At 67.5% G+C, this 18609-nt stretch carries 15 protein-coding genes; 9 read left to right on the top strand and 6 right to left on the bottom strand.

What is annotated here, in order from left to right:
• Positions 1–135: 135 nt before the first annotated feature.
• Positions 136–522, top strand: a complete 387-nt coding sequence (locus tag AB0P21_RS23905; protein ID WP_363699355.1) for an anti-sigma regulatory factor — start codon at positions 136–138, stop codon at positions 520–522.
• Between the two features lie 2 nt (positions 523–524).
• Positions 525–1319, top strand: a complete 795-nt coding sequence (locus AB0P21_RS23900; RefSeq protein WP_363699354.1) for an RNA polymerase sigma factor SigF — start codon at positions 525–527, stop codon at positions 1317–1319.
• Position 1320: 1 nt separating this feature from the next.
• Here AB0P21_RS23900 and AB0P21_RS23895 read toward each other — a convergent pair whose 3' ends face one another.
• Positions 1321–1731 carry a hypothetical protein gene (locus AB0P21_RS23895; RefSeq protein ID WP_363699353.1) on the bottom strand — a complete coding sequence of 137 codons (411 nt, stop codon included), beginning with the start codon at positions 1729–1731 and terminating at the stop codon, positions 1321–1323.
• A 426-nt stretch (positions 1732–2157) separates the two neighbouring features.
• Here AB0P21_RS23895 and AB0P21_RS23890 point away from each other — a divergent pair, with 426 nt between their 5' ends.
• A complete protein-coding gene (locus tag AB0P21_RS23890; RefSeq protein ID WP_270137079.1) occupies positions 2158–2409 on the top strand; it encodes a WhiB family transcriptional regulator in 252 nt (83 codons plus the stop codon).
• A 129-nt stretch (positions 2410–2538) separates the two neighbouring features.
• Here the strand turns inward: AB0P21_RS23890 and AB0P21_RS23885 are convergent, their stop codons facing one another.
• Positions 2539–4014 carry a histidine kinase N-terminal domain-containing protein gene (locus AB0P21_RS23885; protein WP_363699352.1) on the bottom strand — a complete coding sequence of 492 codons (1476 nt, stop codon included), beginning with the start codon at positions 4012–4014 and terminating at the stop codon, positions 2539–2541.
• Between the two features lie 139 nt (positions 4015–4153).
• Between AB0P21_RS23885 and AB0P21_RS23880 the strand changes: the two genes are divergently transcribed.
• Both AB0P21_RS23880 and AB0P21_RS23875 read left to right on the top strand, forming a co-directional pair.
• Positions 4154–5050: a DUF2785 domain-containing protein gene (locus tag AB0P21_RS23880; protein ID WP_363699351.1), complete on the top strand. Its 897-nt coding sequence runs from the start codon at positions 4154–4156 to the stop codon at positions 5048–5050.
• 140 nt (positions 5051–5190) lie between these two features.
• Positions 5191–6351 carry an Ig-like domain-containing protein gene (locus AB0P21_RS23875; RefSeq protein WP_363699350.1) on the top strand — a complete coding sequence of 387 codons (1161 nt, stop codon included), beginning with the start codon at positions 5191–5193 and terminating at the stop codon, positions 6349–6351.
• Positions 6352–6355: 4 nt separating this feature from the next.
• Here AB0P21_RS23875 and AB0P21_RS23870 read toward each other — a convergent pair whose 3' ends face one another.
• A complete protein-coding gene (locus tag AB0P21_RS23870; protein WP_363699349.1) occupies positions 6356–9163 on the bottom strand; it encodes an AAA family ATPase in 2808 nt (935 codons plus the stop codon).
• Between the two features lie 30 nt (positions 9164–9193).
• Complete coding sequence (locus tag AB0P21_RS23865; protein ID WP_363699348.1) at positions 9194–10261, bottom strand: endonuclease/exonuclease/phosphatase family protein; 1068 nt, start codon at positions 10259–10261, stop codon at positions 9194–9196.
• An 80-nt stretch (positions 10262–10341) separates the two neighbouring features.
• Here AB0P21_RS23865 and AB0P21_RS23860 point away from each other — a divergent pair, with 80 nt between their 5' ends.
• From AB0P21_RS23860 to AB0P21_RS23850, 3 genes are all read left to right on the top strand, one after another.
• Positions 10342–10614 (top strand): DUF3311 domain-containing protein, encoded by a 273-nt coding sequence (locus tag AB0P21_RS23860; protein ID WP_363699347.1) that lies wholly within the window; start codon positions 10342–10344, stop codon positions 10612–10614.
• The gene (gene mctP, locus AB0P21_RS23855; protein WP_363699346.1) at positions 10611–12266 is read left to right on the top strand and encodes a monocarboxylate uptake permease MctP; all 1656 of its coding nucleotides are present in this window, start codon (positions 10611–10613) and stop codon (positions 12264–12266) included. The genes AB0P21_RS23860 and mctP overlap by 4 nt, the downstream gene beginning before the upstream one ends.
• A gap of 78 nt (positions 12267–12344) precedes the next feature.
• Positions 12345–12926 (top strand): DUF5317 domain-containing protein, encoded by a 582-nt coding sequence (locus AB0P21_RS23850; protein ID WP_363699345.1) that lies wholly within the window; start codon positions 12345–12347, stop codon positions 12924–12926.
• On the opposite strand, the gene AB0P21_RS23845 is transcribed toward AB0P21_RS23850, so the two are convergent.
• Positions 12888–14114, bottom strand: coding sequence for an HD domain-containing phosphohydrolase (locus AB0P21_RS23845; RefSeq protein ID WP_363699344.1), 1227 nt, complete (start codon positions 14112–14114; stop codon positions 12888–12890). The two genes, AB0P21_RS23850 and AB0P21_RS23845, sit on opposite strands and share 39 nt — an antisense overlap.
• A 53-nt stretch (positions 14115–14167) precedes the next feature.
• Complete coding sequence (locus AB0P21_RS23840) at positions 14168–15514, bottom strand: HD-GYP domain-containing protein (protein ID WP_363699343.1); 1347 nt, start codon at positions 15512–15514, stop codon at positions 14168–14170.
• Between the two features lie 685 nt (positions 15515–16199).
• On the opposite strand from AB0P21_RS23840, the gene AB0P21_RS23835 reads away from it, so the two are divergent.
• Positions 16200–18608 (top strand): NB-ARC domain-containing protein, encoded by a 2409-nt coding sequence (locus tag AB0P21_RS23835; protein ID WP_363699342.1) that lies wholly within the window; start codon positions 16200–16202, stop codon positions 18606–18608.
• Position 18609: the final 1 nt, after the last annotated feature.

Raw genomic sequence — 18609 nt, 5'->3', positions numbered from 1 at the left:
CCGGTTCCGCAGTTCGGGGCCGGCCTCCTGGCTGTCTTCGCGCACGGATCGTGCATAGAACGGCCACAGCGTGGAAGATGTACCCCGGTGGGCCGTGCGCCCAGGAGTTCCGGCCCCGCCTGGGAGGCAAACACTGTGAGCAGCACCGAACGACCCGTTGAGGTCCGCCTCAGCATTCCCGCGGACAGCGCCTACATCGCCGTACCGCGGTCCGTGGTCGGCAACCTCGCCGCCCGCAACAACTTCACCGTGGACGCGATCGACGATCTGCGGATCGCGGTGGACGAGGCCTGCTCGCTGCTGCTCCCGCAGGCCTCCGACGGCGTGCTGGACCTGGTCTTCGCGATCGCTCCGCCGCAGCTGACGGTCAGCACCACGGCCACCGTGCCGAACGGCTGGAAGCCGGACACCTCCTCGTTCGGCTGGACCGTGCTGACCGCGCTGGTGGAGTCCGCCGCCGCTGAGACCGTCGACGGGCGGCTCACCATCACGGTGTCGTCCTCCGCGATCACCCCGGAGTAGGCGTGACCGACGACCGCCCCGTAGGCAACGAGCCGCAGGAACCCGACCTGCGCACCAAGACCGCCACCTTCTTCGCCGCGATGGGGGCGTCGAGCCCGGGCGAGCCCGCGCACACCGCGGCCCGCGACGGCCTGGTCTCGCTGCACATGCCGCTGGTGGAGCACCTGGCCCGGCGCTTCCGCAACCGCGGCGAACCGTACGACGACCTGGTCCAGGTGGCCACCATCGGCCTGATCAAGGCGGTCGACCGGTTCGACTCCGAGCGCGGGGTCGAGTTCTCGACGTACGCGACGCCGACGATCCTGGGCGAGATCAAGCGGTACTTCCGGGACAAGGGCTGGGCGATCCGGGTGCCCCGGCGGCTGCAGGAGCTGCGGCTGTCGCTGACCGCGGCGACCGCCGAGCTGACCCAGGAGCAGGGCCGCGCCCCGACCGTCGGCGAGCTGTCCGAGCGGCTGGGCCTGTCCGCGGACCTGATCATCGAGGGCCTGGAGTCGGCGAACGCCTACAACACGTTGTCGCTGGACGCCCCAGACCAGAACGAGGCGGACGCCACCACGGTCCTGGACGGCCTGGGAGGCGAGGACGAGGCGCTGGAGAGCGTCGAGTACCGGGAGTCGCTCAAGCCGCTCCTGGCGCAACTGGACCACCGCGAGAAGCGGATCCTGACGCTGCGGTTCTTCCGCGGCATGACGCAGTCCCAGATCGCCGAGGAGATCGGCATCTCGCAGATGCACGTCTCCCGGCTGCTGGCCCGCACGCTCACCGAGCTCCGCGCGGGCCTGCTGAAGGAGTGAGCTAGAGCACCGGGTGGTCCTTGGTCGGATCGTCGGCCAAGGCCTCCATCGACTCTTTCCGGAACAGCGCCACCAGCACGGTGACAGCGGCGACCGCGAGGATCACCGACACGAACTTGGTGGAGCCACCCCAGAAGCTGTAGGCCATGAAGAGCTGGATCAGTTGGGCGAACACCGCCGGCCCTCGACTCCACGTCGACAACCGGTAGAGCCCCCGGGCCGCGAAGAGCAAACCGGCGCCGTACAGGAACAGGAAGCCCGCTGTGGTCACGCCGAGCAGCAGGCGGTCACTGTGGATGGTTATTGCTTCGGCAATTCCCAGAACAGCGAGCACCAGCCCTTCCCCAGCGACCACCGCCGCGGCTAGCTTGAGCGGGCGAGGAGCACTGGGCGGCGTCGTTTCGGTCGGCACGTGCTCCAGCGTAGTGCTGGGCTCGGCGCGGGAGTGAGCCCAGTCGCCGAGCTTCGGGGACGACGACCCTCCTCCCCCGGGTGCTCGCGGGCCGGAGAAGCTCAGCCCCACAGGGATTGAAGATTCTGCGTAACCCCAGGGCTGTTGGATCGGTTACTTGCAGTGAACGGGTGATCGCACCAAGGTTCAACTGTCCGGTTTCCGGACGGGGTAAACCGTTGTGCACCGGTTCGTAGTGTTAAGGAAGTGTTGTGATCGGATCGACAAGTCCATAACCCTTGTTTCGTTCACCCGAGATTGGGAACATGGAGTCGTTCGTGAAAACGTTCACAACGCTTCGCACCACCCCCGTGCGAGTACGAGCGCGCTGACTGGGCACAGACCTAGCCGTCAGCGCGAAAACTACTGAGAGAGATGGGATCCGCCATGGATTGGCGCCACCGGGCCATTTGCCTCGATGAGGACCCGGAACTATTTTTCCCCATCGGCAACACCGGGCCCGCGATCATGCAGATCGAGGAGGCCAAGCAGGTGTGCCGTCGCTGCGACGTACGTGAGCAGTGCCTGGCCTGGGCACTGGAAGCCGGCCAGGACCACGGTGTCTGGGGCGGTCTGAGTGAGGACGAGCGACGCGCTCTGAAGCGCCGCAACGCCCGCGCTCGCATCCGTACTGCCTGAGACGATTTTCGATGCAGGCCCCGCGGGATCCGCGGGGCCTTTCGATTTCCCCTTGTACTGCGGCAAAAACTCGCGTTGTTCCTGAAGAACTGTGGACAAGGACCCACGGCTGTTCAGAAATAACGAGAGTTACTCCTTGACCGGAAAATCAAGAACGACCGTCGTACCGGGCCCATCCGGCCTTGGGTGAAATTCCAGTACTCCGTCGAGTTCGCCGATCACCAGCGTGCGGACGATCGACAACCCCAGGTTGCCGGACGTCTCGGAGTCGAAGCTGTCCGGCAGCCCCTTGCCGTCGTCGGTCACCACCACCCGCAGCCGGCCCACCGATCGCTGGGCGGCCAGCTCGATGGTGCCGTGCGCGTCCTCGTCCGACCTGCTGCTGAAGGCGTGTTCGACCGAGTTCTGCATCAGCTCGGTCAGCACCATCGCCAGCGGGGTGGCGATCTCGGAGTCCAGTACGCCGAAACTGCCGCTGCGGCTGATCGCCACCTGGGTCGAGACCGTGGACACGTCGGCGACCATCGCGGCCACCCGGTCGGCGACGTCGTCGAAGTCCACGTGCTCGTCGAAGGACTCCGACAGCGTCTCGTGCACGATCGCGATCGATCCCACTCTGCGGACGGCCTCGGCCAGCGCAGCCTGGGCTTCGGGCACTGTGATGCGCCGGGCCTGCATCCGGAGTAACGCGGCGACGGTCTGCAAGTTGTTCTTGACGCGATGATGAATCTCCCGGATGGTCGCCTCCTTGGTGACCAGCTCCCGTTCCCTGCTCCGCAGCTCCGTCACGTCCCGGAGCAGGATCAGCGCGCCCACGTGCTCGCTGTCGGCGCGCAGCGGGATCGCCCGCAGGAACAAGGTGGCGTCGGAGTTCTCGATCTCGATCTCCTGGGCGGCCCGGCCGGTGAGCACCGACGCGAGCACGTCGTCCACCTTCTGCCCGCTGTGGATCAGCTCCCCGGTGACCTCCTTCAGCCGGCTGCCGACCAGGTCGGTGACGAGACCCATCCGGCGGTAGGCGGACAACGCGTTCGGGCTGGCGAACGTCACCATGCCGTGACGATCCACCCGGATACAGCCGTCTCCGACCCGAGGCGTGGTCGAGAGCAGCCGCTCCCCGCCGTACGGGAAGATGCCGTCGGTGATCATCCGGGCCAGATCGGTGGCGCTCTGCAGGTAGGCGATCTCCAGCCGGCTCGGCGTCCGGACGCCGAGCAGGTTGGTGTTGCGCGCGATCACGGCGATCACCCGGCTGCCCCGGCGTACCGGGATGGTCTCGACCCGCACCGGCACGTCGTCGCGCCACTCCGGGTCGCCCTCGCGGCAGATCCGGCCGCCGTCGTACGCCTGGTCGAGCAGCGGGCGGCGATCGCGCGGGATGAAGCTGCCGACGATGTCGTCCAGGTACGCCGTCGGGCCGGTGGTCGGGCGCATCTGCGCTCCGGCCCAGAAGCCGAGCCCCTCGGTGTCCGGCAGCCAGAGCACCAGGTCGGCGAAGGACAGGTCGGCAAGCATCTGCCAGTCGGACACCAGCAGCTGCAGCCGGTCCAGGTCCGCCTGGTCCAGCGTCGTGTGGTTCCGCGCGACATCGGTCAGGGACGGCACGGAGCTGAGCCTAGGGCATGTGGTGGCTGGGTCTGGACTGGCTGGGTACGAGGTGGTTGCCGTGGTCCTGCCTGGGCAGGCTCGACAGGCGGGGGTGGATGGGTGTTGATTGAGCAGGTCCAAGTGAAAGGATGCATCGGTGGAGTCGACGTACTGGCAGGACGTGATGGCCGCGGACTACGCGGTACCGCACGACCGTGCGCTGCCCGACCTCACCGAGGAGCTCGTCCGCGGTCTCGCCAGCACCAACCCGCAGGTGCGGGACGCGCTGGCCTACCCGACCCTGGCCACCTGGCTGGAGCGTGGGGTCTACGACGATCTGCTGCCTGGCTTCGGTGACGGTCTCTGCGCTGGTCTGGCCTACGGTCTCGGGGAGGACGGCACCGACACGGTGTTCCGGCGCTCCTTCACCGCGCTGACCCTGGCGGAGGTGATCCACCGCGACAACGCCGAGTTCCTGGTCCACGACGAGGTGGTGATGCGCTGGGGCGACCGGCTGGCCACCTGGCTGCTGCGCGAACGCGACCTGCGCGGGTACGTCGCCGACTGCGGCTGGGCGCATGCCGTTGCCCATGGCGCCGATGCGATCGGCGCGCTGGCCCGCTCGCGCCACTGCGACGCCGGCGTACTGCGGGCGCTGCTCGACGTGCTGGCCGACCGGATCGTCAAGGAGACGCAGTACCGGTGGGTGCACGAGGAGCACGACCGGGTCGCGCATGCGGTGATGACGATCCTGCACCGGAACATGCTGACCAGCGATGAGCTGGAGCGGTGGCTGAAGCCGGTCGCGGCGACCGCGGCGCAGCAGCCGTTGATGCACGAGACGCTGCCGGAGTGGCCTACTCCGAACGTGTTCAATGCCCGGAGCGTGCTGCACGTGTTGCTGAGTCAGCTGGCGATCGGGGTGAAGGGCTTCCCGATTCCTGGGGACGACGAGCTCTTCGGGCGGCCGATCGAGGCACGGGCCGACATGCTGCTGATGCTGACCGAGGCTGTTCGTGGGTCTCAGCCCTACATCTACCGCCCGGGTAAGTAGCTTCTCCTCCCGAACCCCTAGCCCCCAAGGACTAGGGGTTTCCCCAATGCCACCCCCTCGCCAAATTCCTACTGTTGACCTCACACCAGCCGGACAAATCCTCCGGCCACCAGGTCAACAACGTGAGGGGATTCCCGCAGATGCGGACAACGACGAGGATGATCAGGGCGCTGCTGGCAGCGGTCTTCGTGATGGCGGCGTTCTCGGTGGCGATGACGACCACCGCGAGCGCCAAGCCGGCGATCTGCCGGCCGGATGACGGCGGCGGCTGCTTGTACGGCGAGCTGATCGTCATCAACACCGGCGGGCTCGGTCCGGTCGGCAGCATCGGCAGCTCGATCAAGCCGGATCCGATGCGGCCGGCCGGCACCTTCACCTTCTACGACCGGATGGACGACGGCGGCTACATCTTCTTCGCCCAGGGCAACAAGACGCCGAACATGACGATCCCGGGCCACAGCGGCTGCAAGGTGACCTGGAACCCGCCGCCGCACGTGGCCGGCTGGATCGCCCTGTGCCCGGCGCCTGCTCCGTGGGTCTACAGCCGCCACGACGGCCGGACCGACGAGGACGTCTACACCGTGGCCAACCGGCCGACGCTGGCCGAGCCCACCAAGAACAGCGCCGGTGTGCCCTACACGCACTGCAAAGTGGACTACCGGGAGATGCACTGCGGCACCTATGAGGCAGTGCCGGTGACGGCCCCGAGCTGCACCACCCCGAACACCAACCACATCCTCAAGGGTGTCTCCAACTGGTGGCTCGAGGACGTTCGCTGCAAGGTCGCCAACGGCACCGGAGCGCAGGTCGTGGCAACGGTCCAGTACGGCCGGGGTACGGCGAGCATCAGTGCGGACGGCTGGATCTCGGTCACTCCGCTGGACAAGAACTACGTCGGCACGCTGGTGGTCGAGGTCTGGGTGAAGGACCGCTTCGGCTCCCGGGTCAACCCGAGCGACCCGGCCTGGACCGCCCTGGTCCCGGTCCAGATCGTCCCGCCGGCCACGGCCGTCGACGACTCCTACACGGTGATGTCCGGCACCACCCTGACCGTCGACGCGGAGAACGGCGTCAGCGCGAACGATGTCTTCCCGTCCGCCGATCTCAAGGGCTACAACTGGATCCAGCAGGGCTACGCCCCGCCGAACGGCACGCTGGAAATGGACTTCGGCACCGGCGCGCTGACCTACACGCCGAACCCGGGCTTCCACGGCACGGACACCTTCCGGTACCGCTACGACACCGGTAAGAGCGCCGAGAGCACCACCAACATCGCGACCGTGACGATCCACGTCGACTGACCGGTCACCGCGTGACAGCCCCCGGACCTGGTTCGGGGGCTGTTGTGCGTGCCATCAACTCCCGGCGGCCGCTCACGCCGAGCTTGCGGTACGAGTTGGTCAGGTGCACCTCGACCGTCTTGGCGGTCACGAACAACGCCTGGGCGATGTCCCGGTTCGACCGCCCGGCCGTGGCCAGCTCGACCACTCGTGCCTCGCTCGGCGTCAACGCTCCGACCCCGGCGACCGCAGTACGGCGTGCTTTGACCCCCGTACTCCGAAGCTCCTGCCGCCCGCGGCGAGCCAGCGGAGCAGCCCCGCAGACCTCGGCCAGGTCGATCCCGCTGCTCAGCAACGGCCGGCAGGCAACTCGCTGTCCCGCTCGGCGCAGCGCAGCGCCGAGGTCGACCAGCGAGGTCGCATACTCCAACCGGGCGGGCGAATCCGCCAGCACAGCAACGGATTCCTGCAGCAACTCGAGGTCCCCGTCGATCAGCCCGGCCACCCGCAACGACCGGCCCAGCGTCCGCGGAGCTCCCCACACCCGGGCCAGCCGAACCTCCTCCTGAGCAATCTCCCGCGCCTCCTCCACCTGACCGGCAGCATGCAACGCGGTCGCCAGATGCGATCGCCACTGCACCCGCGACGGGTTGACTCCCCCACTGCCCGCATAGCGCTCGCCGCAAAGCCTGGCCAGCTCGGCTGCCTTCGCGTTGTCGCCTCGCGCCAGTGCCAGCCCGGCATGGCTCTCGATCAAGGTGTAGAGGAAGCCCGCCTGCGCCTCAGCCGGGTCGTACCCGGACCGGTCCAGCGCCGCAGCAGCCTCTTCCAAGTGGCCTTGGGCAACCAGAGCGTTCGCCAGACAGCCCGCCGCCGCAGCCCGTACGTCGGTACCGTTCGCCTCGCCGATCTCCAGTGCCTCCAACGCATCGGCGGCCGCCTCGGCCAGCGCTCCCCGCCAGAACCAGCCGATCCCGCGAGCGGCCTTGGCGTAGGACATGAACACCGTCGAGCCGTGGTCGTAGGCCTGCGTGACCCAACGGTCGAGCACCGTCATCCCCTCGTCCGCATCCGCCATGAACAAGGCGATGCAGCCGGACAGGTAGATCTCCAGACCGGTCGCGGCGGTCCGGATGTCGAGGTCGAGCAAGGACCGGGAGGCCCGCTCGACCACGGTCGCCCGGGGCCGGTTGTCGAACGCGTCGGCGACCGCGATGACGCCGTCGACGAGCCGGCTCCCGACCGTGGCATCGGGAGCGATCGCCCGCGCGGAGTCCAGCTCGGCCGCACGGTTCGCGATCGACATGTCGGAGATCGCCAGCACCAGCAGCTGGGCGTCGAGTCGCCGCTCGTAGTCATGACTCACCCCGGGCAGCTCCCGCGCAGTACGGCAGACCTCGACGGCCTCGGTGTTGCGGCCGGTGAAGTGCAGAGCGCGTGCGTACATGTCGGCGATCCGCAGCCGGTCCTCTGCTGCGACCGCCAGGTTCGCCGCCTGCTGGAGATAGCCGGCCGAGGCGCTCATGTCCGACTGCTGGGTGATCGTGCCCAGCTCGACCAGCAACGCAAGCCGGACGTCGTCCGCGAGTGGCTCGGCCAGACAACGATCCAGGTACGCCGTGGCGCTGGCCGGCGAGCCGCGGCGCAGCGCGTCAGCCGCGGCGCGACGCAGTACCTGGCCGGCGGCTGGGTCGTTGCGGGTCGGGATCAGCAGCAGGTGCCCGGCGACCTTCTCCGGCTCGCTGCCGTGCGCGGTCAGTACCTCGGCAGCCCTGGCGTGGCCGGCGATCCGGTCTCCGGCCGTCAGCGACTCGTACACGACGGCCCGCATCAACGGGTGCGCAAAGGCGACAGAGCCCTGGGTGAGCGGGCCTTCCGAGCCAGGGCGCAGGATGTCGGCCTGCTCCAGCTCGGTCATCGCGGCCGTGGCCGACGGCAGCGTCAGGCCGGCCACCTCGATCACTACTGCCAGGTCGGAGCGGTCCTCGAGCAGCGACATCGCCCTGGCGAAGACGACTGCCTCCGGTGACAAATGGGTCAGCCGCTGCGAGGCCAGCTTGACCAGTGCCGCACCACCGACCGCCTCGACGCGACCAGCGTTGGCGCCGACCGGCTCCAGCCCAGCATTAAGCAGTGCGCGGCCCAGTTCGCCGATGAGGAAGGGGTTGCCGCCGGTTGCCGTCTGGCAGGCCCGCACGAACTCTGGCTCCGGAGTACCGAGTTCTGCCGGCAGTAGGCCGCCCACTGCGGTCTCACCGAGCGCTGCCGGCTGGAGCTGCACACAGCGGGGGTCTGCGACGAGTTGCCGAATCAGCCGCAGGTCAGCGTTCGGCTCTTCCGGCCGGGAGGCGATGACGACCAGGAGAGGCAGGTCGCGGACTCGGGACAGCAGGTGGGCCACGAACCGGAGGGAGGCGGCGTCGGACCACTGGAGATCGTCCAGGCACAGCAGCAGGGGCCCTTGCTGACAGAGGTTCGCAGTGAGCCAGTACAGGCCGTGCAGGATCGCGAAGTCACCGCGCTCTGGTACGTCGGGCACACCCAGTACTGCGCCGGCCTGCCCGGCCGCCCCGTCCAATAGGTCTGTCCCCCGGACCACTGACTCGAAGAGCTGGCGGGCCAGGCCGAAGGAGAACTCACGCTCGAACTGCGAGCCCTGCGCGGACAGGGCGACGAAACCGGCTTGCTCAGCCTCTGCCCGAACCGAGGCGAGCAGTGTCGTCTTGCCCATCCCTGCGGGCGCCACCACCGCGGCGATCCCGCCGGCACCGGCAGCGGCCGCCGAGACGAGGCCGGACAGGACAGCGAGTTCCCGCTCGCGTTCCAGGATCAAGGCGCCCCCCAGGTAGCTCGATCCTCGAATCTACTGCTTCGGTACGGCGACCGTCGCGATCACGGCGCGGTGGTCGGACCCCTCCACCTCGTACGTCTTGAACTTGCCCGGGACCAGTCCGTCGGTGACGACCACATGGTCGATCTGGGTGCGGAACAGGGCCGGCCGATCCGCCGGCCAGGTGCCCTGGAGCCCGGCGCCGACCGTCGGCGCGATGCTCTTGCAGTTGCGGCCCAGCGCGTCCCGGAAGTCGGCGTGATCCGTGGTCGCGTTGAAATCGCCCGCCAGGATCGTCTGCGGGCCGGCCGAGCACCAGTCCTTCAGCACCCCGAGGTCCTGCTTCCAGATCGTCACGTCCCGCGGCAGCGGCGGGTAACCGTGGTACGCGATCACCCGGAGCTTGCCGAGGCCGCCACCGGTGATGATGACGTGGCCGAACTGCGTGGTGGTCTGCTGGACCGGGCCGATCGTTTCGGCGCCCGGGTCGCCGGCGCCGGGTTTCGGCGTACTGGGTTGCTCGGCACTGACCTGGCCGGTGTTGAGCTTCTCCGAGCTGAACTGGACGTTACCGAGGTCCGCGGAGACCAGCACGCTGGTGGCGCTCTCGACGGCCGCGTTGGCCTGCTGGGTGTAGCCGTTGTACTTCGGGCCCTGCAGGTGCGCCTGGATCTCCTGCCGGACGTCGACCTGGGCTTCGGGCAACGAGACGATGTCGGGCTTGTGGGTGCTGATCAGCTTGGCCACCTCGCCCGCGTCGGCGCCGCCGCCCAGCACGTTGGCGACCATCACCGTCAGCACCTTCGTACTGGCCGGTGGCGGGTTGGGTTTGGACAGGTGGCGCGGGGAGACCAGGGCGCCGCCGGTGAGGGCCAGCAGGATCACCAGGCCGGCCGCGATCCGCCAGTTCCAGCGCAGCAGCATCACCAGGCCGAGGACCAGGACGAGCACCAGCAACTGCGGCCGGAAGGACACCAGCTGGGTGAACGGGGTGACCTCGTCCAGCCCGAACAGCTCGGGATACAGCGGCAGGGCAACGACCAGCAGGAACACCACGGACAGCAGGACTCGCCGGAGGTTCCACGCCGCATCGGTATCCATAACCCGCCCTGTAGGTCTAGTCGCTGTGCGTGGGCGAGCTGTAACGTTCACCCGCGCGCCTGTGTCCTGAGGAGGTTGCTGTGTCCAAACTTGCCGCGGTCAGACCCGGCTACTGGATCGCCGGCATACTGCTGGCGGTCTCCGTGGTCGTCCCGCTTCTAGTCTCCACCTATGCCCGGGACGAACCCCGGTTATGGGGTTTTCCGTTCTTCTACTGGTACCAGCTGCTGTGGGTCTTCATCTCCGCGATCACGGTGAGCATCTCGTACCAGCTGGTGATGCGGGAGGAGCGTAAGCGACGGGCCGAGTCCGGGCTCGACGCCGGGTCCAGCAGGAAAGAGGGCAACCGGTGAACACCAAGGTCGACTGGATCCAGCTGATCATCGTCATCGTGATCTTCGTCGCGGTCACGGTGATGGGCTTCATGGCGGCCCGCTGGCGGCGGACCGGTGAACTGGACAGCCTGGACGAGTGGGGTCTGGGCGGCCGGGGCTTCGGCACCTTCATCACCTGGTTCCTGCTCGGCGGCGACCTCTACACGGCGTACACGTTCGTCGCCGTACCGGCCGCGATGTACGCCACCGGCGCGATCAGCGGCTTCTTCGCGGTGCCGTACACGATCGTGGTCTACCCGATCATCTTCGTCTTCATGTCCCGGCTCTGGTCGGTCGCGCACCGCAACGGCTACGTGACCCCGGCGGACTTCGTCGGCGGCCGCTACGGCAGCCGGGGCCTGTCGCTGGCGGTGGCCGTCACCGGCATCCTGGCGACGATGCCCTACATCGCGCTGCAGCTGGTCGGCATGCAGGCGGTCTTCGAGACGATGGGCCTGGGCGGCAGCAACCTGCTGGCCAAGGACCTGCCGCTGCTGATCGCGTTCGCGGTGCTCGCGGCGTACACGTACTCGTCGGGGCTGCGCGCGCCGGCCATGATCGCGTTCGTCAAGGACGGCCTGATCTACCTGGTGATCGCGGTCGCGATCATCTACCTGCCGCACGCGCTCGGCGGCTGGGACGCGATCTTCGGCGCGGCCCAGGAGAAGTTCGCCAAGCCGAACCCGGCCACCGGCAAGCCGACCGGCGCCCTGATCCCGGGCGAGACCGGGTACTCGGCGTACATGACGCTCGCGCTCGGTTCGGCGATGGCGCTGTTCATGTACCCGCACTCGGTCACCGCGGTGCTGTCCACCAAGAACCGCAACGTCGTACGGCGTAACGCGGCGATCCTGCCGGCCTACTCGCTGTTGCTCGGACTGCTCGCGCTGCTCGGCTTCATGGCGATCAAGGCCAACGTGAACATCACCGGCCTGGACGGCAAGCCGAACCCGCAGCTGGCGATCCCGCGGCTGTTCGACCAGGAGTTCCCGGCCTGGTTCGCCGGCATCGCCTTCGCGGCGATCGCGGTCGGCGCGCTGGTTCCGGCCGCGATCATGTCGATCGCGGCGGCGAACCTGTTCACCCGCAACATCTACCGCGACTTCCTCAAGAAGGACGCCACCCCGGCGCAGGAGGCCAAGGTCTCCAAGCTGGCCTCGCTGCTGGTGAAGTTCGGCGCGCTGATCTTCGTGCTGGGGATGGACAAGACGATCTCGCTCAACCTGCAGTTGCTGGGCGGGATCTGGATCCTGCAGACCTTCCCGGCGATCGTGGTCGGCCTGTTCACCCGGTGGTTCCACCGCTGGGCGCTGCTGGCCGGCTGGGCGGTCGCGATGGTGTTCGGCACCATCTCGGCGTACAACGTGGTGAACCCGGCGACCAAGAAGCACTTCGGCGGTTCGCTGGCGAACATCCCGTTCACGCAGACGCAGGCCTACATCGGGCTGACCGCGATCGCGATCAACCTGGTCATCACCGTCGCCCTGACGCTGCTCTTCCGGGCGCTCAAGGTGCCGGACGGCGTGGACACCACCCACCCGACGGACTACCTCGCGGATGCGGGCGACCCGGGTGTGAAGGACCTGCCGGAGCTGCTGGACGAAGGCGACGCGAAGCCCGCCAGGGCGTAGTACGGAAAGTAGCTGATCCGACACGCTCAGGAGTCGGGTTTGCTGATTTGACGGTTCATGACGGGCAGAATCACCAGGATGCTGTTGGTTCTGCTCGTCATGTTCCTCGCCGCGGTGGCGGCACTGCTCACCGGCGGGCATCTGACGGACCTGGCGGACAACACCCTGGCCGGGCTGCACTGGCTGGCCGCAGCGGCCACAGGGCAGGTCCTGGGCTCTCTCACCGGCGGAATCGCCTACCCGGTGGGCCTGATCGGCTCCGCCCTCTGCATCGGCGTCTTCCTGCGTCTCAACCTGAGGCGGCCCGGGGTTGCCCTGCTGGCCCTCGGATTCGCCTGCAACGCCTTGGTGGTGGCTCTAAACGGCGCCATGCCGGTCTCGCTGGCCACGCTCGCTCGCGCCGGTATCACCGGCTTCGCCGAGGACCCAAGGCATGAGCTCGCCGACGCCACGACGCGACTCCCCTGGCTCGGTGACGTCGTACCGGTTGCGCTGCCCGGCCTAGGTCAGGCCGTCAGCCCTGGCGACGTACTGATCGCCGCCGGCGCCGGCCTCCTCCTGTACGCCGGAATGGGCGGCGCCGGCCACATCCCGGTCCAGCCACCGCCCAGCTGGGAAGACCTAGAAGCGGAACCCGCGGCCGATCACCCGGCGCAGTGACTCCACCACGACCGGGTCGTACTCCGCGCCGATCCCCAGCCCGATGTTCTCCATCGCCTTGCCCGGCGTCTGCCCGGTCCCCTCACCCACGAGCTGCTCGTAGGCCAGCGCCACGTTGACGATCCCACTCTCGACCGGGATATCGGGATTGTTGGCCCGCCCCTGCCGGTACGGGTCGTTGGAGTGCCGCACGATCTCCGCCACGTGGTCCAGCACCCCGGACCGCTCGATGATCGAAGCCCCGATCTCCGCCGCCTGCTGCCGCTCCTCCCGACTCCGCAGCAACGACGCCCCACCCGGACTCGGATCCGCCAACGCCAACTGCCCGACCCCCGACAGCAACGCGGCGTACTCCAGCGCCTCCATCCGCGGCGGGGTCAACCCGAGATCATTGCCGATCGCCACCGCAAGGCTCGCTGTCCGCGCGTTCTGCCCCGGACTGCTGAACCCCGCGATCTCCGTACTCCGAGCCATCGATCGCACCGTGGTCCGATAGGTCCGCTGCGCCGAAGCGAACCGCCGGAACGCGAACTGGGTCAGCAAGAGCGGCACGATCACCAGGGGTGGTGCCCACAACCCGATCAACGAGGTCCCAGCGGCGAGCAGCATCCCGCTGATTCCCATGGCCATGCCAATCCGGCCCATCACACTGAGCTCGTCGCGCAGGGCAGCGGGGAACGGTCGATTCAGCCGCTCGGTCGCCTGCCCCGCCCCCACCAGAGCGTCCATCAGACCGGCGGACAGCACAGCCAGCAGCATGGTGCCCGCCAGCGGCAACGCATGGGTCCATGAACCGTTCCAGAAGAACTTGTGCGGGGTGAGGACAGCGAAGACCACAGCCGCACAGCCCACCGAGAGCACCCGCCGACTGGAGATCACCAGGTCCCAGCCGAGTCCGGCCACGGCCCTGGGCACGATTCCGGCCAAAGTGGCCACCCCCGTCACCGCGATGATCTGGGCAACGTCAGGGGGAACATGGAGGGCCGGCCCCCGCAACATCACGTAGGCCAGAGCGGCGCTGGTGGCGATGGGGGCACGGTTACGACTGCGATCCACCCGGAACTGCACCATCTCGCCGATCGCGATCAAGAGAGCGAAGGTGAGCGCGAACGGCCACTCGGTCAGCCCCCGACGAGAGGTCATGACCAGGGCGACGGCGCCGAGGCAGCCACCTGCTGCAACGATCACCACCCCGCTGCTCAGTCGACGGGACTCCGAGGAATCCGCTTCGCCCAGAAGGATCACGCGGGCCCCGCAGCCGACCCTGACGCCCCGCCGCCCGTACCAAGACTCAGATCGTCGTGGTCGATGCTGACCTGGATCTTGTCATCGGGCGCCGGCTGGTCGGCGGCGGCCGTCCAGCCGGAGGTCTCGATCACATCGACGAAGGCGTCCACCAGTTCGGGGTCGAAGTGTGTGCGCCGATCCTGGATCAGGATGGCCAGCGTCTCCTCGACGCTCCGCGCAGGCCGGTAGGACCTGGTCGAGGTGAGGCAGTCGAACGCGTCGACGATGCCGATGATCCGGGCGAAGTACGGGATGTTGGTGCCGCTGAGCCCTGCCGGGTAGCCCGAGCCGTCGTACTTCTCGTGATGGTGCAGTACCGCGGACTTGACCTCTTCGAGAAAGGGGATGTTGCCGATCAACTCGACGCCACGCGCCGGGTGCAGCCTGATCGCGTCCATCTCGGAGTCGTCCAGCTTGCCCGGCTTGCGGATGATGCTGGTCGGTACTCCCACCTTGCCGACATCATGCAACAGCCCCGCATGCTCGAGCGCGTTCTGGCGATCCTCGGACAACTGAAGGTGCTTGCCCAGCATCCCGACTCCGATACTGACCCGCTCGGAGTGACCCCGGGTGTACAGATCCTTCGTCTCGATCACCTGGATGAAGGCCCGCATCGTGGCGGCCTGTGCGGCCCGCTCGGCCTGGTACTGCGACAACGCCCAGCGAACGACGAGCAGAGGGACCAGGACCAGCAAGCACGCGACAATGCCGAGACCACCGATCCACATCACTGCCAGCAGGACGCCCAGTGCGCTGTACCCGAGCATCGGCAGGAAGGTCGGGGCGATCACGGACCGGAGGAAGTCCACGACCCGAACCTGGCCCTCGATCCACAGAATCAAACTGACCAGCAGAGCGTTGGCTAGTTGATGGCCGGCCGTCGCCGCCAAGGCCGCCGCGAAGGTCAACGGGACCTGATCGAGAATCTCGGTCCCGACCGGCGCGCCGACCGCCGTATAGGCCAAACCACCGCCGGCTGCGGCCAGAACGCGGTACGAAGGGTTGAAGATCCGCTTCACCATGGGGGACGGCTGTCTGAGTTGTGGCAGATAGCCGAAGACAGAGACAGCCACCGCATACCAGGGCCCGGCGATCACGAAGACTGCGACGAGCGCGATGGAATCGAGTACCGCCGGGTGATTCGGCAACACACGAAACCGCAGCGCTCCACCGAGAAGCATCAACAGACACAGTGTCAGGACGGTCGGGCCGTAAGTGATCCGCGTCAGCGAAACGACCAGAATGGTCAACGCTGAAGCGGCGATGGCAGCCACCGCGGCTCGTAGCAGTGATGCTCTCACTGGGGCGTCACCTCAAGCCTCCCGCTGCGCCAAAGCTCACCAATCCCAGCTGTCGCCAAGCATCATAGTCACCTCCGACCAGCGGCGTAGTCTCGAATCCCGCGTGGGCGGGAGCAGGGGGGCATCGACAGCGCATCGCTGACTCTTGAGTTTATTTTCGCTCGTCCGTGTCGCGCCGAAACACTGTAAGCCAGACCGTGACCCGCCGCACTGTAGCGAGCACACCATCGTGGTATGAGAGACTGTGACTCTTTGCAGTTGTTACAAGGAGGCTTTCAGATGGGCAAGACCGGCCGCAAGCGTCGCGCACGTAAGAAGAAGGCCGCTAACCACGGCAAGCGTCCCAACGCCTGAGTCAGGCAACTACGTACAGCGAGGACCCCGGTGAAAACCGGGGTCTTTGCAGTTTGGTCACATGTCACAACAAGACCTTTGACCACACTGGTTTCGTATACTCAGTGTTCCACTCCGGATACTCCCCGCTATTCGACATGAATACTTTGTTACGTACCCTGCACCGATTGTTATGAACCGCTATAGCTGATCGGCCCGGCCGATTGACGATCCGACCTGGAACGTCTCGACTGTGGATAACCGAAGGCGCACTGTCGGCGATCTTCCCTACAGTTAGCGAGCGGACGCATCGCGTGCGTTCGCTCGGTTCGGTGACGGGGAGGTGGTTCGGGTGACGGTTGCCTTCGGCGATCTGCTGCGCCGGCACCGGCTCGCTGCCGAGTTGACCCAGACCGGGCTGGCCGAGCTCGCGGGTCTCAGCGAGCAGGCGATCAGCCTGCTGGAGCGTGGCACCAGACGGCGCCCGCGCGCGGAGACCCTGCAGGCACTCAGCGCGGCTCTGAAGCTGACACCTGACGCGGAAGAGGAATTCTTCGCCGCGGTCAAAACACCGATCGAGTCGGCGCGCCCGCCGATCGCGCATTCTCAGCCGCGTCCGTGGGAACTGCCCCAGACGGTGGCCGATTTCACCGCCCGGGAGGGTGAGCTGAAAAGGGTGCTGGAGGCACTCGAAAGCGCCGGATCCGTCGGTGTCCGGCTGGTGATCACCGGGATGGGCGGGGTCGGTAAGACCGCATTGGCCGTGCACGCCGGGCACCTCACCGCGGACCGCTTCCCGGATGGGCAGCTCTATGTCGCATTACGCGGCTACGACCCCGGCAACGCGCTGACCAGCGCCGAGGCGCTCGGGCAACTCCTGCGGTCTCTCGGCGTACGGCATGACGCGATCCCCGACGGGACCGACGAGATGGCCAGGCTGTACCGCTCCCGGATGGCCGGGCGACGGATGCTCGTCCTGCTCGACGACGCGAGCTCGGTCGAACAGGTGACTCCACTGCTGCCCGGTGACAACGGATCGGCGGCGATCATCACCAGCCGCCGCTTCCTGGCCACCTTGCCAGGCAGCCGGATCGTTCGGCTGTCGACCTTCACCGCCGCCGAATCCCTGCGCCTGCTGGCGAGCGTCGCCGGCGACGACCGGGTGCGCTCCGACGAAGCCTCCGCCCAGGAGCTGTCGGAGCTGACGGGCGGTCTTCCGCTGGCGCTCCGGCTGATCGGCGCCCGGATGAACGCCCGTCCTGGCTGGCGGCTGCGGCACTTCGTGGAACAGCTCCAGGACGAGCGCCGGCGGCTGAACGAGCTCGGCGTCGACCAGTCCGGCGTCCGGGCCACCTTCGCCGCCTCGTTGAACGAGCTTCTCGACAGTCCCGACACCGCGGACCACGAGGCCGCCGCCGCCTTCGATCTGCTGAGCCTCGCGGACGGACCCGAGATCTCGGTGTCCTTGGTCGCCCGGCTGCTGGATAAGGACGTGGAGACGACGGAGAGGTTGCTCGAACGCCTCGTCGACCTAAACCTGCTCGACTCGATCGGCCCGCTGCGGTACCACCTGCACGACCTGCTCCGGACCTACGCCGACGAACGCCTCTCGAGCGACGAGCGTGCAGCCGAGCGCACGGCGGCCATCGAGCGGGGCCTGCAGTACTACACAGCTGCCGCGTGGCAGGCACAACGAGTCACTCATCCGTGGAGTCCACGGCAACCAACCGAAGAGCTCGTTCTCACCGGGGTCCCGGTCTTCACCGACCTGATCGAGACGCCGGCCTGGTTCGATGCGGAGTACGACTCGATCCTCGACCTCTACAAAAAGGCAGCGGCCCAGCCGGCGATGGCGAGCCGGTTCGGCCCGTCGCTGGCACTCGGTCTGTTCGGCTATCTGGAGATGCGCGCGTACTGGCCACGCATGAGGGCCATTCTTGACCTGGCGCTGTCATCGGGACCATCAGCAGCCGATCACGTCACCTGGGGTTGGCTTGAGCACGACCGCGCGGTCCCGGATATCGAACTGGGACACATGGCGCAAGGCCGCCTTCGGCTGCTGCGGTCGCTGGACCATTTCGAGGCCGTACAGGACAACGCCGGACTGGCCCGATGCTGCTCCTCGCTGAGCCACGTCTGCGAGCGTCTGGATCGTCTGGATGAGGCGATCGAGTGGGGCGAGCGCGGCTTGAAGCTGGCTGAGCAGTCAGCCGAGCTGAACGCGCTCGGAACCAGTCAGCTGGCACTCGGAGTGCTTTACAACCGGGTCGGGCGAAGCACGGATGCGGCAGCGGCTTTCCGGTTCAGCCTCGAACTGGCCGAGTCGGCCGGCAACGTCCGCATGATCGCGCGACGTCATCGGGTCGCGGCCTCCAGCTATCTCGACAAGGGAGCTTACGGCCCCGGAATCGGACATTTGACTGCCGCGCTCGACCTCTACACCAAGATCCACGACTTGGTCGGTTTGGCCGAGAGCCGTCAGCATTTCGCCCAAGTTGAACTAGCCCGCGGCAGTTACAGCGAGGCGGAGCGGCATACCCGCGAGGGCCTCCGACTCACAGATCTGCACAGCGACAACCATCGCAAGGCGTTGCTGCTCGCCGTGTTGGCTACCGTCCAGGACGCCACCGCGAAGCCATCCGCCGCCCGCCACACCCGCCTTGAGGCGATCACGATCCTCGAAGCGGAAGGTGCCACCTCAGAGGCCGCCGAGCTGCGTAGACAGCAGCTTGCCCAGCCGACGGTCGGCGGTGACAGCTGAT

Origin of the sequence: Kribbella sp. NPDC056861 (assembly GCF_040687575.1) — a bacterium.
In the GTDB taxonomy this organism is placed as follows: Bacteria; Actinomycetota; Actinomycetes; order Propionibacteriales; family Kribbellaceae; genus Kribbella.
The sequence above is the reverse complement of the archived record's forward strand: the minus strand, read 5'-3'. Positions and strand labels throughout refer to the sequence as shown.

Excerpts from the sequence above, each read along its gene's own strand:
- AB0P21_RS23875 (WP_363699350.1), top strand. The coding sequence starts at position 5,191 with ATGCGGACAACGACGAGGATGATCAGGGCGCTGCTGGCAGCGGTCTTC.
- AB0P21_RS23850 (WP_363699345.1), top strand. The coding sequence starts at position 12,345 with ATGCTGTTGGTTCTGCTCGTCATGTTCCTCGCCGCGGTGGCGGCACTG.
- AB0P21_RS23865 (WP_363699348.1), bottom strand. The coding sequence starts at position 10,261 with ATGGATACCGATGCGGCGTGGAACCTCCGGCGAGTCCTGCTGTCCGTG.
- AB0P21_RS23890 (WP_270137079.1), top strand. The coding sequence starts at position 2,158 with ATGGATTGGCGCCACCGGGCCATTTGCCTCGATGAGGACCCGGAACTA.